We start from the raw sequence: 15,149 nt of genomic DNA, 5'->3' as shown, positions 1-15,149 counted from the left end.
GGGAGAAACCGGATATACGACACGTTTGCTTGACGGGAGCGGACGCACAGCGGGAAAAGCGCTTAAATTGGAGAATGAAACAAGGAGCTTTCTATGACGAAAATCAAATTGCCCCGCCTGATCGGCGACGGTATGGTGCTGCAACGAAACGCAAAGGTGAACATATGGGGCCAGGCGCCGGCGGGAGAAGCCATTACGGTCCGCTTTATGGGCAAGATTCACAGTGCGGCTGCCGATGCGAACGGCCGGTGGCAGGTAAGTTTCCTGACGGAAAATGCAGGCGGACCCTATAATATGGTAATCGAGACCGGGAAAGGCAAAGAGAGCGTCACAATAAGCGATATCCTTCTCGGTGATGTATGGCTTTGTTCCGGTCAATCCAATATGGGAATGAGAATGCTTTCCGTCAAGGGTTTGTATCCCGAGGAAATCGCCCGCTCCGGCAATGATTCCATACGGCAGTTTTCCGTTCCGGTCAAATACGACTTTCAAGAGCCGCAAGCCGATTACGAATCGGGGAGCTGGATGGCGGCAGACCCGCAAAGCGTTCTGGACTTCACGGCTGTAGGATATTTCTTTGCCGCGAGGCTGTTCGAGCAGTATGGCGTTCCAATCGGCCTGATTCACGCAAGCCTGGGCGGCGCGCCGATAGAAGCCTTCATGAGCGAAAAGGCCCTGTCCGCTTTCCCGGAGTGTGTTGAGGCGGTAAGCGTGCTCAAGGATAAAGCCTTCGTGGAAGCTCTGGAGAGAGGGGATCAGACGGCGCGGGAGGAGTGGACCTGCAATATCAATCGAAACGACGCGGGATTGAGCGATGACGGGAAGCCGAGTCTGGGTACCGGCTTCTTCACGGCGGCATGGCCGACCATAACGGTGCCGTCTTATTGGGCGGATGAGGGATTGGGGCAATTCAACGGCGTTGTCTGGTTCCGAAAGGACATCGAGCTTCCGCCCTCGCTTGCGGGCAAGCCGGCAAAACTTTTTCTGGGACATATAATAGACGAGGATACGGTTTATATCAACGGAATCTTTACGGGAAGCACCCCCGGCCAATATACGCCACGAAAATACGAGGTTCCGGAATGCTGTCTGCGGGCAGGCAAAAATACGCTGGTCGTTCGGGTGGTCAATGCCTCGGGCAGAGGCGGCTTTTACAAGGGCAAGCCCTATCATCTGGTAATCGGGGAGACCATCATCGATTTAAGCGGGGAGTGGCAGTATCGAATCGGGGCTAAAAGCGAGCCGCTGCCCGTCCCCGCGTTTGTCCAGTGGCGTCCGCTCGGCCTGTACAACGGCATGATTGCACCGGCCGTCCGCTACGCCGTCAAAGGAGCCGTCTGGTATCAGGGTGAATCCAACGCCAAAAATCCCGAGCCGTACGAGAGGCTGTTCAGGGCCATGATTGAGGACTGGAGAGCGAAATGGGGCATCGGTGATTTCCCGTTCCTGTATGTTCAGCTGCCCAACTATATGGAACCCTCGGATCGGCCTACCTCAGGCGGATGGGCCGCAATCCGTGAGGCTCAACGGAGGACGCTCACCCTGCCCGGCACAGGGATGGCGGTCGCCATCGATCTCGGAGAGTGGAACGACATTCATCCTGTAAATAAAAGGGACGTCGGGCGGCGGCTGGCCCTCGCGGCAAGGCGGGTAGCATACGGTGATGATGCGGCGGCCCATTCCGGCCCCATGTTCAAGTCAGCGGCAAGAGAGGGAAACCGAATCCTGCTGTCCTTCGACGGTACGGGCGGCGGATTGACAGCCAGGGGAAGGGACAGCCCGGGACACTTCGCCATATCGGGAGCAGATAGGGTATTCGTCTGGGCGGATGCCGCGATTGAGGGCGACGTTGTCGCTGTATGGCACGACCGGATTCCCGATCCCGTCTATGTGCGATACGCATGGGCCGACAATCCGGTAAGCGCCAATCTGTGCAATCAGGAAGGATTGCCCGCTTCGCCCTTCACTACCGAATAAGCTGATTCATTGCAGGCCGAATCACTGCCTGCCATCTTGCATGTGAATTTAATCATGGAGGCCCAAACGAGATGAAAATCACCGAAATTAAAACCTATCTGGTATCCACGCTCAGACAGAATTGGCTATTCGTCAAGGTCATGACGGACGAGGGGATTTACGGCTGGGGCGAGGCCAGCGTGGAAGGTCAGACGAAGGCGGTCGAGCAGAGCATTCATATTTTGGCGGAGCGCAGCGTGATTGGCGAGGATCCCCGCAATATCGAGAAGATCTGGCAGAAGATGTACCGCCACGGCTTCTGGAAGGGTGGGTTCCTCTATATGTCCGCCATCAGCGGGATCGATCAGGCGCTGTGGGATATAAACGGCAAACTCTATAATGTCCCGGTATACATGCTGCTCGGTGGAGCCGTGCGCGACAAAATCCGAACCTATACGCATGCGGGCAACGCGGAATCTGCGAAGAAGGCGATCGACATGGGCTTTGACGGCGTCAAAACGGGCGGCGGAAAACATGGAAGCCTGCACGATCTGGCCTCCAATACCGAATTTCTGAATGAGAATCTGGCCGCGATCCGCCAGGCTATCGGCAAGGACAAGGCGCTCTGTATCGACAATCATGGCCAGTCGGGACCGGCGGAGGCGATCAGGCTGCTCGAGGCCGCTGCCAAGCACAATATCCATTTCTTCGAGGAACCGATTCCTCCGGAGAACTCGGCCGTGTATAAGCGAATCCGCGACAATGCGGGCAACATCCCGATTGCGGCGGGTGAGCGCCTCTTCACCCGCTTTGAGTTCCGCGAGGCTGCGGAAAACCAGCTGTTCGACTTTGCCCAGCCCGACATCTGCCACTGCGGGGGCATTACGGAAATCCGTAAAATTGCTTCGCTGGTGGAGACGTACTATATCAAGCTGGCGCCCCACAATCCGAACGGGCCCGTCGCAACGGCTGCGAGCCTGCACGTAAGCGCAGCCACTCAAAACTTCGATATTCTGGAGTTTGCGGCCCATTCCATCTACGCTCGGCCGGACATTTGCAATATGACGTTCAAGCCCGAAAACGGGTATTTTCCTTTGCCGAAAGGTCCCGGCTTAGGTATAGAGCTTAATGAAGAGGCGTTTGAGAAATATCCGTTCACTTATATGCAGTACGAACCGCGATATAATCTGGATGGCAGCGTCGCAGAAATTTGAGGATGCGCTCCCAACGGTGAAGAATTGAAAATACGATTCTGGCCATGGCTCGATACTTCGCTCACGACGGCATCGAGGGCGGATATTTAATTACAAGAACTTCCGCAACTTTTTTCAAAGGAATGGTTATTATAAAATTCATAATTGCAGCGGCCGCGATCTTGGGAACAAGAGGGAACGGCCGCCTGATTCCAATTCCGTCCCCTTCCGCTTTACTACTTGAATAGCGCACAAAAATGGCCGTGATTCTGGCTGTTTTATAATTTCTTCGGACAATTCGAGCAATCGTGGAATCTAGTTAGTGCGGATATATTATTGACGATTCTGCCGCTTTTGATTATTTATTTGCTGGGACAGCGATACACTATTACGGGCATGACGAACGGATCTGTAAAGGGTTGAACTTGGGACGGAATAAAATCGGGCAGCTCAAGGATGATTTCCTTGGCTGCCCGTTTCGTGCATTATCCGATATTCTGAGGACTAAGATACAATTCAACTGCGGAAAGCGTGGGACACCATCTGGATTCAGCAATCGTTAAGCGAACCTGCTTCGCCTTCACCGGAGGGAAGCTGCAGATCCGTTTATATCCCACCACGGTGCACTCATACAGCTTGTTCCAGGAGCCATCTACCAAATACTCGATATACAGCCTTTCGATCCTTTGACCAGATGCGATATGCTCCTGAAGCACGATTGTGTCGAAGGTGCTTTCTTCCTGAAGCTCGATCTCGATGCTGGCTCTCTCCGTCAATTCCTTGGGGCTCCAATACGTATGTTTGTCGCCATCCAGGATACGCTCGGCCTCGTGCTGCCCATCCAGGGATTCCGAGGCAGCGACACTTCCTCCGGAAGCGAGATTATCCTTGAACGTAGACCTGAGTCTGCTGCCAAGCTCCGCCATGCGCTGGGCATCGTTCTCATGAATCAATCCCCGCTTGTCGGGAGGCAGGTTCAGCAGGAACGTCGAATTGCCGCCAACCGATTTGTAGTAGATATCCAGAAGTTTCTCCAGGCTTCTTACCTGATCGTCTTCGGAGGCATGATAGAACCATCCGGGACGGATAGACGTGTTGACTTCAGCCGGATACCATGCCAGGCTCGATTTGTCCTTGATTGCTTCTCTGCTGCCCAAGTTTTCGTCGCGGGAGTTCGCCCGTCTGGAGAACTCGCCGTCATCGACGTGCTGGGACGCCTCTTGGATCTTCTCGCAATCCTGCAGCTCCTCCGGAACTACGCTCCATTCGGAATCTCGCGTATGTCCGGCTTCATTGCCGCACCAGCGCACATCCGGACCGCATACGGAGATGACGGCGCCAGGCTGAAACTCGCGAATCACCTCGTAATACCCGTCCCAATCATAGACCTGTTTCATTCCATTCGGACCTTCGCCGCATGCGCCATCGAACCAGACACAAAAAATATCGCCGTAGCCAGTCAACAGTTCGCGCAGCTGGTCTTTGAAATAGTCGTTGTAGAGAGAAGAGCCATAGCGCATGTCATGACGATCCCACGGGGACAAATATACTCCGAACGCCAGACCCCCTTCCCGGCAGGCATCTGCCACTTCCTTGACCATGTCTCCGTTGCCGCCTCGCCATGGACTGTTTTTAATCGAATGCTCCGTGTAGGCGCTCGGCCATAGACAGAAGCCGTCATGATGCTTGCAGGTCAAAATCAGACCCTTCATGCCGGCGGATTTGCACACATCCACCCATTGCTTGGCGTCGAATTCCGTTGGATTAAAGATGGAGGGATCTTCGTCACCAAGGCCCCATTCTTTATCCGTAAACGTGTTGATGCCAAAATGGATAAAAGAATAAAACTCCAGTTCTTGCCATGCCAGCTGGCGCGGGGAAGGGACAACCTGGGCAAGGCTTTTAATGGATACGCTCATCGATCATTTCCTCCTTCTAATTGGTTTTGGAATTGTACAAGCTCTGCGTCATAGGCGTCTAAAGTCAGCTCGGATTCGAACGATTGACAGGAGAAGAGGCCCGATCCGGAACGAGGCAGTGACAGCGTCTGAGCTTTGCCTGTTGTATTGACATACAGGATATCGCCATTGTCCAATCGCCGTGCGGCTACACCCGAAGGCGTTGAAGTCCCCTCGGCAATTCCAAGCGCCGGATATAAGGAGTCTAGCAGAATTGTCAGAAACTCCGTGTTTGCCGGAAGTGCGACGTAGATGGCTTCGCCTTTGCCGTAGCGATTGCGAGTGACGGCGGGGGAGCACTCCCATGTATTGGTGAAGGCCGCCATCGTCTCGGCCGTACGAGGCTCCAGGATCTCGTAATAATCGATCACGGGCTGGAGTTCCCGGGAGTCCATTATGATCATAGGCTTCTCGCGCTCCAATCCCAGCTCCGTTTTCTCTAGCCCGCCGGCATTCTCCTCAGGGGTATGGCTGCGGGTTCTGACAAACGCTCCGCTGCGGATACCGAACACATCACTCAGGCCCCCGGGCTGCGCCGTATCGAACACCTGATTGTGCGTGTTGACCTTCGCTGAATAGGCCGTCATGATGACAGTGCCGCCTTGCTTAATAAAGGAACGAACAGCTTCGGCCGACTCGCTGTCCATCACCGCATGCCCGGGGACGATCAGCAGCTTGTAGCTTTTTCGAATGTCGCGCAGATTGACGATGTTGCAGTCCAAATTGGCGAGCTCGAGCGCTCTGTATGCTTGCAAGATCTGCTCGGTATAGTCGGTCTTATAGAAGCTTCGATTCCCCGCCGTTACCTTCAGACTTTCATAGGAATAGGCGACAGCAATCTCTGCTTTAGTCCTTCGCGGGAACCCTCTGTCCTTCAGCTGCTTGAATTCCTCTGCGATTTGTTTGAACTCGTCATATTTCCAGCCGGGAATGCCGTCATGATCCACGAGACCGAACACGTACTGCTCCTCGCCGCCAAGCATCGTACGCCATGTCCAGGCGCATACGGCTTGCGCTCTGTGGATCAGTGACAGGTAGGCATACATTCGCATGGCATTGCGGGGAGATGCGTATCCGCCGAAATCGCCGGTCTGGAATTCCAGACACCAGATCGGCTCGTCCAGTTCTCCAATCCGATGATCCATGAAAAAGCAGGCCGCAGACAAGGCACTCCGGTCCTCCGGATTCGTGCCCGGATAGAACCCAATGCCGGGCAAATCGATGATATTTTGATACTGCTTCAAATAATCGAAGCCATAGCCGGGATTCTCGGACCAATGATTGGTCGTTTCCCTTGTGTGCGGGGCCAATTCCTTTACAATATTGCTTAATCCTTGCATATAGGCCAGTGTCTCATCAGAATAAAAACGAGACATGTCCAGCATGCGCTCCGGAGCGCCTTTCACTTGTCCGGAGATCGGCAACACAGCGTCGTTGAAGCTGTTCAACTTTCTGGACCAACGCTGGGAAGTCCAGGCCCGATTGAGTCGCTCGACCGTGCCGTATTTGTTCCGCAGCCATGCCTCGAATCGATCCCTGGCTGCGTTGGAATACGAAGGCGAGCCTGAGCCGAGCTCGTTGCATAGCCCGAAGGCATACAGCGCAGGATGATGCCGATAACGCAAAACCAGCTGTTTGGCAAAAGCATAAGCGTATTCCTGGAAGGCAGGATGGCCAATGTCCTCCATGTATCGCGTTTGCGCTTCCATTCGGAAGCCGCTTGGAGCAGTAAGTGAAATTTCGGGATATTTTTTGTGTAGCCATGTCGGGGCGGGACGGGTCGCAATATCCAGAACGACCTTGATGTCCGTCTCAGCAAATAGCGCCATCACCTCGTCAAACCATTCGAATGTATAATTGCCTTCCGATGGTTCGAAGCTGTCCCAGCACAGATGGCCTAATCGCACTATATTGAAAGAAGCTTTGCGCATCAGCTCAATATCGTGACGCCATCGCTCACGCGGCCAGTCGTGGGGATGGTAATTAGCGCCTGCAAATAACATGATGATCACCGCCATATAAGAATATTAAAACTTAAAAATATGATAAATGCTGAAAGGGAAATAAGAAATATAAAAAAAGAATATCGATATATAAGAAAATGAAATTACTTAGCAGAGACTAAAATAATTATATAAATCTCGTGATATTGTTATTTATTCAACCTTCCCTACGAGGATATACTGAGCGTATGAGAAACAGGAGGTCAAGATATGAAGAAAAGACTTGCAAAGCAAACGGCAATAGCGATTGTAACGGGCTCATTGCTATTGTCGGCCGTGGGGTGCGGCAAGGAACCAAACTCCGAACAGGAAGAAAACGCCGCACGCGAAGCGACCATCTCTCTAGGGCGGGTAGTTGGATCGGACAACAAATTCAAGAACGGAGAGAGTATTGAAGATAATGTTCATACACGATGGGCCAAAGAAAAGTTCGGCATCAACTTCAAGGTGGAATGGAGTGTAGGAACCGGTGAGGCGTATGATACAAGGCTCCGTCTCCTGCTCAATTCCAATGACAAGCTTCCGGATGTCTTCACTCTGAGCAATCCGACCCTCGAGAATCAGGTTGTCGACTCGGGCAAAGTTATGGATATCGGCGAGGCCTTTGAAGAATACGCTTCACCGCGGCTCAAAGAACTGTATGCGCAGTATCCCGAGATCTGGAACACGGTGTCGTATGATGGCCGGCATTATGGCTTGCCTACTTTTAACGCCAACAGTTCTTTTAGTGTATTATGGATCCGCCAGGATTGGTTGGATCATTTGGGTCTGAAGCCGCCGACCACGCTGGAAGAGATGGAGACGGTGATGAACGCATTTGTTAATAAGGATCCTGACGGCAACGGACAAAAAGATACGATTGGTTTGTCGCTTTCTCTTAAAAAAGGAGTAGCAGCCGTCAAGGATACGTATATGGCATCCAGCGATTTTCTCTTCGGTCAGGCTGCCATACCTACGTACTGGACAGAGGCGGCCGACGGAACGCTGCAATACGGCTCCATTCAGCCGACGGTCAAGGAAGGGCTGGTCAAAATGAGCGAATGGATGAGCAAGGGTTATCTGGATAAGGACGCGGGCATTATGGACGAAGCCAAAGCTGCGGAAAGCTTTGTTCAGGGCAAATCGGGCATGGTATTCGGTCCGACATGGATGTCGACGTATCCGTTCAATCAGGATATGGACTTTGATTATCGACCGATCCCGGTTCCTGCCGGAGTCGATGGCAAGGTGGGTTTCGGCAGCGAGCCGCAATCGTCTATCCGATTCTATTTCAACAAGGACTTTAAGCATATGGACGCGTTCTTCGATTATTTGGATGCCATCATGGGTCCCGGCTTCTATGATCCCGATTCCGAATTTGCCAATGGCTGGGCGGAAGGTTACGATTATGTATTGGTCGACGGCGAGCCGGTGTACGACCAGGACAAGATTCCTGGGGGCTGGATCGACGTCAAGAAGTATTCGATCTATGGCAATGATATTCAAACGCCGAAAAAAGAGCTTGAGGTTATGGCTAGACTGGGGCGTGGCGAGACGCCGGAGACGCCTTATGAGAAGTATTTCTCGGCAAGACCGAAAAAATGGGCGGAGGCGGCCGCCGTTCTGGAAACGTATCTCGACGATGCGGCTGTATTTGACCGATATACCGGCCCGCCAACGGCAACAATGGTTCAGAAAGGCGAGTTGCTGCGCAGAATGGAAAATGAAGCATTCATGGAAGTTGTATATGGTCAAAAATCGCCGGATGCATTCGATGCGTTTGTGGAGAAGTGGAAGTCTTCCGGAGGCGACGACATCACGAATGAAGTTAACGAATGGTATCAAGCGGTGAATGCGAAGGAGTGAGGCTTGAATGACGGAGGGAAGGAAGAGCTGGAGGGGGTTGTTTCGCCACCTCCCTCTTCATTTGATCATATTGCCATCGGTAATTTGCTTGCTGATTTTCAATTATGCTCCAATGGCCGGACTGGTCATGGCGTTTCAAGACTATAAGCCTCGTTTGGGCTTGCTGAAGTCGGCATGGATAGGTTTTGAGCATTTTCAATACATGTTTACGTATCCCGACAGCTTGCAAGTGATCTATAACACCTTGATTATCGCTGCACTTAAGATTGTCGCAAATATCGTGGTGCCGATCGTTTTTGCATTGCTGCTTAATGAAGTTCGCAAGATTGTGTTCAAACGATTTGTTCAAACGCTGGTTTATCTGCCTCATTTTCTGTCCTGGGTTATTCTCGGCGGCATATTGACGGACATTCTGGGCAATAAAGGCATTATCAATCAGTTGATTTCATTTTTGGGAGCCGAGCCCGTGTTTTTTCTTGGAGACGGCACATGGTTCAGGCTGACGGTCATCATAAGCGACGTATGGAAGGAATTCGGTTTCTCTGCCATCATCTATCTCGCGGCGATGAGCGGCATCAACATGTCGTTGTACGAAGCGGCGGAGATGGATGGCGCGGGACGTTTCAAGCAGACGCTTCATGTCACGCTGCCTGCGATGGTGCCTGTGATCCTGGTAGTGGGCACACTGGCTTTGGGCAACATCCTCAATGCAGGTTTCGATCAAATTTTCAATCTGTACAATCCATTGGTCTACAAGCAAGGAGATATTATCGATACTTTTGTGTACAGGGTAGGCCTTATGAACGGGTCGTTCAGCTTCGCGACCGCTGTCGGTTTATTCAAATCGGTTGTTAGCTTCGTACTTATTGTTGCTGCATACCGACTTGCCTACCGGTTTGGCAATTATAGGATTTTTTGACATAGGCAGGTGATAGCTGATGTATCAAAAGACGATCGCATACCGTTGGTTTACGGCGGGCAACACCTTTTTTTTGGCAGTATTGGCCATTCTATGTATATTGCCGCTAATTCATGTGGCAGCAGTATCCCTTAGCTCCAGCTCTGCGGCTACTGCCAACCGGGTCTACTTCTGGCCGGTCGATTTTACGGCCGAGGCTTACCTGAGAACGCTGACGAATCCTTCTTTTCTGCGTTCCTTGTTCTTTTCGGTGGAAAGGACGGCTGTCGGCACGTTATTTTCCATGTTATTGACTGTAATGGCAGCATATACGCTGTCGCGATCTTTTGCCGGAAGGTCCTTTTATGCCTGGTTCTTCGTATTTACCATGCTGTTTAACGGCGGATTGATTCCCACCTATCTTGTCGTTACCCAGCTCCAATTGACCAATACCCTCTGGGCGCTTATCTTGCCTTCCGCCGTCAGTGTGTTTAATACGATCCTGATGATGCAGTTTTTTCGGGCTATTCCCAAAGAGCTTGATGAGGCGGCGCATATTGACGGAGCGGGATATATGCGGTCACTGGTTTCCATCTATCTTCCGCTGTCGCTTCCTTCCCTGGCCACGCTGTCTCTGTTCGCGATGGTTTGGCACTGGAATTCGTGGTTTGACGGTTTGATCTACATGACGGATTATCGGAAGTACCCGCTGGCCACCTTCCTTCAGACTATCATTCAGAGCGGGGACATGCGAAATACCAACATTGATCCGGGTCAGCTTCAGATTTTGTCGGAGCGAACGGTTCGATCGGCACAGATTCTGATCGGCGCCTTGCCGATTTTGATCGTGTATCCATTCCTTCAGAGGTTTTTCGTGCAAGGCTTGACGATGGGGGCGGTCAAAGAATAAAATCGGAAGAAACTTGGGAGTCGTGGCAGATGAGCAACAAGGAACACAGTCTCTTTTCCAAATTGATCGGCTCGCTTGTCTTGCTCTTGCTGCCGGTTCTGGTCCTTTCGGTATACTCCAGCCGGGTCAATGAAGACGTCATTACCGGCCAACTGAAACAGTCGAACATTAGCCGGCTGTCCACACTAGGCACGCAGATGAATTATATTATCATGCAGATGGAAACTTTTTCGTACATGCTGCTGCGGGACCCGAATGTGGTTGAATTTCAAGATTTGTCTCTCCTTTACCCCAACCATTACGAGCAGATCAGGAAGAAGAAAATTATTCTAGACAAGCTGTATCTTCAGGCCGCCTCTACGAACTGGATCAATGACATTACCGTATATTCGCCGCAGTCGGGGCAATCCTTGTCCACCATGCACGGGACAATGTTCAATCCGGAGCGGCTTCAGGAGTTAAGCGAGGAGAATTGGAATTTTATCTGGAACCATAGCGGCGTCGGCGAGCTTGGCAAGGTGATTCATCTAACCTTCGAACAGTACAAAGGAGGCATCGCTAACGCGAATGCCATCATCGAGATCGGCTTCGACATGAGCAACGTGATTCGTATGCTGGATGAATTCAAGGCGCAGGGTAACGGAGAGGTTTTGTTCTACAGGTCCCGGGAAGATTATCTGTCTGCCAGTTCGATGCCGCCGCTTCTCCTTGAACAAGGGCTATCGGCATTGCAGCGTACTCCGCTTGTAAGCGTAGGAGACATGACGCTGAAGCTCGACGGCATCTCGTATCTGCTAACCTATTCCGACGTTCAGGCGCTTGACGGTTATGTGGTCCATATTGTGCCTCTCGACGAGATCCTTACACCTCTGCGGATTGCCAATCAGTTCAGCTATCTTGTCCTGGGGCTGCTTCTAATTGTCGGCATCGTCGTCTCCTGGCTGCTTTACCGTAATGTGCAGGTACCTTTGGGGGCGCTTGTAAAAGGGGTGCAGCAGATCAAAATGGGCCAATACAAATCAAGGATTCCGCAGCAGGCTAACAATGAATTTAGGTTGGTGATTTCTAGGTTCAATGAAATGGCGGAGCAGATTCAACAATTGATTGAGAATGTGCTGGAGCAGAAGCTGCATGCGCGCGAAGCCGAGCTTAAGCAACTGCAATCACAGATTAATCCGCATTTTCTATACAACAGCTTGACCTATGTGGTCAGCATGACCAAGCTCGGCAACAAAGATGCCGTGATTAACATGGCCTACCATCTCTCCGACTACTATCGTTACACCACTCGTGTCGAGTATCAACTCGTCAAGCTGTCCGAGGAGTTGAAGAACGCCGACGACTACTTGAGCATTCACCGGATGCGGATGAAGCGAATTCGATATTCGATCGGGGCGATGCCGGGGTTGATGGAGGTCAAAGTGCCTCGATTGATACTGCAGCCGATCATTGAGAATGCGCTGATTCATGGTATAGAGGGTATGGAAGACGACGGTGTCATAGCAATAACGGGCAACCTCACTGGAAGCGTGTGTGTACTGATCGTGGAGGACAATGGCGGAGCGATGACGTCCGTGAAGGTCCTGGAGCTTCAGCGGCTGTTGAGCGGCAATCCTAATGATCGCACGTGGAGCTGCGGCTTGCGAAATGTCCATCGGCGGCTGCAGCTTCGTTACGGAGCTGATTCTGGCTTGAGGCTATCGTGCAACGCTGCCGGAGGACTTCGAGTCGAGCTGCATTGGAGATTGGAGGCAAGTGACAATGAAGCTGCTGATCGTAGATGATGAGGAACATCTGGTGGATAGCATGATCGCGAGCATACCGTGGCAGGAGGCTGGAATCACAGCATGTTTTGCGGCGTACTCCGGCAAACAGGCATTGGATATTATACAGACGGAGACAGTAGACATTGTGATTACCGATGTTCGCATGCCTGGTATAACCGGCATTGAACTGATCAAGACGATCAAAAGCAAGTGGCCGCATATATCCTGCATGCTTTTGACCGGTCATGCGGAGTTTGAATACGCTCAGCAAGGGCTGAAGCATAAGGCGTCTCATTATTTGCTCAAGCCGGTCAAGGACTCGGAGCTGCTCGCCGCCGTTAATGAAGCGGCTGATGCCAGAAGGGATGAGCAGGAGCAAGTAAGGGCTTTTATCCATTCGCAAGCCATGGTGCATCGCAATCTTCCAGTGCTTCGCGCCAATCTGCTTAATAACCTTATCCGGGGGCAAACGATTCCTAAGGCCAAATTGGAGGAGCAATTGCAGTTGTACGATATTCCGATCTGCTCCGATGATGACGTATCTCTAATACTCATCCGAATTCATGATGTGTATTTGCGATATCAACCGTCGGATATGCCTGTACTGGGGTTTGCCGTCGCGAATATTGTGGAGGAGCTACTGTCCGGAACCGGCAAAAGCTGGAGCAGCGAAGATCTGTACGGTAATCTGGTATTTGTCATCAGGCGCAATACCGGGGATATGACCGATCAATGCATCGAACAACTGGCAGATGAGATGAGACGGGTAGTCAACCAACTGCTGCATCTTGCAATTTCGGTGGTGCTGTCGCCAATCGAAACGCTTGCGGGAGGATTGGAAGAACTTTATCAACGCTGCATCGCCACGATGCGCTCGCAAGTTGGACATGAGCATGATTTGGTCGTACGACTTGGCGGCGAACACAGGAGACCGGCATCCCATGTGGTAGGCTCCCTCTACTCGCCCCCTTTATTTCCGCATTTGCTGGAAGCGGGCAACTGGGCGGGAGCGAAGGAGAAGCTGGATGAGATTGAGAAGGAATGGAAATCCAAATATAACGGCTCCAACGAACATTTGTCCGAGATTTATTACTCCCTGAAGTCCGCCTTCTCGTACTTTGTGCACAAAAACGGCAAGCTTCTGGCCGATTATCGCCTGCACGGAACGACGGAAATGAAGACCATCGAAGAGCTGGCCTATTGGGCTGCGGACATTCTGGAGCGGCTGCAGAATGAGTTGAATTCGGAGATGTCGGCTACTCGCCACTCGCTGGTTGCGCAGATTCATCAGTTTTTACAGGAGCATCTATCGGAAGACGTGTCACTGCAGGCTATCGCGGATTATGTGTATATGCACCCTACTCATGTTTCGAAAGTATTCAAGAGGGAGACAGGGGAGACGATATCCGATTACTTGCTGCGCTTGCGAATGGATCATGCAGTTGTTTTATTAAAGGAGAGCAGATACAAGATTTATGAAATTGCTTCGCGTCTGGGCTACAAGAATCCGACGTATTTTATCAAGGTTTTCAAAGAACGCTTTGGCGTAACGCCACAGGAATTCAGGGATTGATCCTAGTTCTGCTCCCGGAATCGCTGCGGAGTCATGTTCTCGAAATTTCGGAAAGTGGACACGAAGTGGCTGGCATCCAGAAAGCCCACCAAGGATGCGATTGATTTAATGGTAAGCGATTTGTCCTTGATCAGAAATTCTTTCGCTTTCTGAATGCGCAGATTTATCAGGTATTGATAGGGACTCATTCCGGTTGTGATCCGGAACAGGTAGTTGAGCCGCTGCGAGCTAAGGCAAGCGTAACTGGAGAGATCGCCGAGGCCGATCGACGGGTTGTGGAAGTTTTCTTCCATGAATCGAAACAAGGGCATCAGGCGGAGCGAATGCTGGGAATAGGAGCGCTGCTTGTCCACTTGCCCATAGCGTTTCAAATCCATAAGGAATCGATAAAGGAAGGCGGAGCCGTCCATACCTTTGAAATCGAAATGGCCTAACGCCAGATTGCGGCTTCTCCTGTGAAGCTTGGCCAGCCTTGATCCGGGCTCCCAGGTAATCACTGTAGAGGTGGCGAGGCTTAGCGAAGATACAATCGTTGGCGCGAGATTGCCGTTGAACGTAACGTACCAGGTCGACCAGGGATGCGATAACGTGACATAACGATGAGGAACTTGAGGCGGGAGCAGAATGCCCTGATTCGCGGCTAATGTCACCGTCGACCCGGAGCATTCGAATTGCCCTTCTCCGCTGGTGGTATGCAGCCAGTGGTAGCAGTGATACCCTTCGGGCCTGTCGAATTCCTCCTGCCATTCGTTCCAGCCCATAAGCTCGATATAGATCGGCAATGCCCGGTCTAAAGGTGTGACTAGCATTTGCTTCATGTAGTGTTTCATAGTCAATCACTACTTTCATTTTTTTATATGCCTCTTTAATTATATCTGATTTTACTTTGTGTGACCATCCATTATAATTAACGTAGCTTATTAATTTGGAATTCCCAGAAATAATGATTGTTTTTCAAGTAATGACTCGAATATCCCCTTGAATTTTTTCCAGAATTTTATGGATGCGTAACATTTTGAAAGCACTCACATTATTATTGGCGAGAGC

The 15,149-nt window shown here is 51.4% G+C and carries 10 protein-coding genes; 7 read left to right on the top strand and 3 right to left on the bottom strand.

The genetic code is table 11. The features are described from left to right. The first annotated feature begins 93 nt into the window (after nt 1–93). Together AC0YNV_RS35485 and dgoD are read left to right on the top strand one after the other, a co-directional pair. Entirely contained in the window at nt 94–1,977 is a 1,884-nt protein-coding gene (locus AC0YNV_RS35485; RefSeq protein WP_475772258.1) for a sialate O-acetylesterase, read from the top strand. Nucleotides 1,978–2,048: 71 nt separating this feature from the next. Next, nucleotides 2,049–3,170, top strand: a complete 1,122-nt coding sequence (gene dgoD, locus AC0YNV_RS35480; protein ID WP_475772257.1) for a galactonate dehydratase — start codon at nt 2,049–2,051, stop codon at nt 3,168–3,170. A 464-nt stretch (nt 3,171–3,634) separates the two neighbouring features. On the opposite strand, the gene AC0YNV_RS35475 is transcribed toward dgoD, so the two are convergent. Together AC0YNV_RS35475 and AC0YNV_RS35470 are read right to left on the bottom strand one after the other, a co-directional pair. Further along, nucleotides 3,635–5,068 (bottom strand): alpha-L-fucosidase, encoded by a 1,434-nt coding sequence (locus tag AC0YNV_RS35475; RefSeq protein WP_475772256.1) that lies wholly within the window; start codon nt 5,066–5,068, stop codon nt 3,635–3,637. Further along, a complete protein-coding gene (locus AC0YNV_RS35470; protein ID WP_475772255.1) occupies nt 5,065–7,110 on the bottom strand; it encodes a beta-galactosidase in 2,046 nt (681 codons plus the stop codon). The genes AC0YNV_RS35475 and AC0YNV_RS35470 overlap by 4 nt, the downstream gene beginning before the upstream one ends. Nucleotides 7,111–7,320: 210 nt before the next feature. On the opposite strand from AC0YNV_RS35470, the gene AC0YNV_RS35465 reads away from it, so the two are divergent. The 5 genes from AC0YNV_RS35465 to AC0YNV_RS35445 are packed head-to-tail and all read left to right on the top strand — an operon-like array spanning nt 7,321 to nt 14,102. Next, nucleotides 7,321–8,955 carry an extracellular solute-binding protein gene (locus AC0YNV_RS35465; protein WP_475772254.1) on the top strand — a complete coding sequence of 545 codons (1,635 nt, stop codon included), beginning with the start codon at nt 7,321–7,323 and terminating at the stop codon, nt 8,953–8,955. A gap of 7 nt (nt 8,956–8,962) precedes the next feature. Continuing rightward, entirely contained in the window at nt 8,963–9,874 is a 912-nt protein-coding gene (locus AC0YNV_RS35460; protein ID WP_475772253.1) for an ABC transporter permease, read from the top strand. 19 nt (nt 9,875–9,893) lie between these two features. Further along, nucleotides 9,894–10,763 carry a carbohydrate ABC transporter permease gene (locus AC0YNV_RS35455; protein ID WP_475772252.1) on the top strand — a complete coding sequence of 290 codons (870 nt, stop codon included), beginning with the start codon at nt 9,894–9,896 and terminating at the stop codon, nt 10,761–10,763. A 29-nt stretch (nt 10,764–10,792) separates the two neighbouring features. Then, nucleotides 10,793–12,547 (top strand): sensor histidine kinase, encoded by a 1,755-nt coding sequence (locus tag AC0YNV_RS35450; RefSeq protein ID WP_475772251.1) that lies wholly within the window; start codon nt 10,793–10,795, stop codon nt 12,545–12,547. Next, nucleotides 12,525–14,102, top strand: coding sequence for a response regulator transcription factor (locus tag AC0YNV_RS35445; protein WP_475772250.1), 1,578 nt, complete (start codon nt 12,525–12,527; stop codon nt 14,100–14,102). The genes AC0YNV_RS35450 and AC0YNV_RS35445 overlap by 23 nt, the downstream gene beginning before the upstream one ends. Nucleotides 14,103–14,104: 2 nt before the next feature. On the opposite strand, the gene AC0YNV_RS35440 is transcribed toward AC0YNV_RS35445, so the two are convergent. Next, nucleotides 14,105–14,920 (bottom strand): AraC family transcriptional regulator, encoded by an 816-nt coding sequence (locus AC0YNV_RS35440; RefSeq protein WP_475772249.1) that lies wholly within the window; start codon nt 14,918–14,920, stop codon nt 14,105–14,107. Between the last annotated feature and the right edge of the window lie 229 nt (nt 14,921–15,149).

The organism is Paenibacillus sp. JT31N11, from assembly GCF_056269285.1.
Note: the sequence above shows the minus strand (reverse complement) of the source record. Positions and strands in the feature narration are given on the sequence as shown.

Bases quoted from the DNA above. Each gene is read 5' to 3' on its own strand.
- AC0YNV_RS35465 (WP_475772254.1), top strand. From the start codon at position 7,321: ATGAAGAAAAGACTTGCAAAGCAAACGGCAATAGCGATTGTAACGGGC.
- AC0YNV_RS35440 (WP_475772249.1), bottom strand. From the start codon at position 14,920: ATGAAGCAAATGCTAGTCACACCTTTAGACCGGGCATTGCCGATCTAT.
- AC0YNV_RS35455 (WP_475772252.1), top strand. From the start codon at position 9,894: ATGTATCAAAAGACGATCGCATACCGTTGGTTTACGGCGGGCAACACC.
- AC0YNV_RS35450 (WP_475772251.1), top strand. From the start codon at position 10,793: ATGAGCAACAAGGAACACAGTCTCTTTTCCAAATTGATCGGCTCGCTT.
- AC0YNV_RS35470 (WP_475772255.1), bottom strand. From the start codon at position 7,110: ATGTTATTTGCAGGCGCTAATTACCATCCCCACGACTGGCCGCGTGAG.
- dgoD (WP_475772257.1), top strand. From the start codon at position 2,049: ATGAAAATCACCGAAATTAAAACCTATCTGGTATCCACGCTCAGACAG.
- AC0YNV_RS35475 (WP_475772256.1), bottom strand. From the start codon at position 5,068: ATGAGCGTATCCATTAAAAGCCTTGCCCAGGTTGTCCCTTCCCCGCGC.
- AC0YNV_RS35485 (WP_475772258.1), top strand. From the start codon at position 94: ATGACGAAAATCAAATTGCCCCGCCTGATCGGCGACGGTATGGTGCTG.
- AC0YNV_RS35445 (WP_475772250.1), top strand. From the start codon at position 12,525: ATGAAGCTGCTGATCGTAGATGATGAGGAACATCTGGTGGATAGCATG.
- AC0YNV_RS35460 (WP_475772253.1), top strand. From the start codon at position 8,963: ATGACGGAGGGAAGGAAGAGCTGGAGGGGGTTGTTTCGCCACCTCCCT.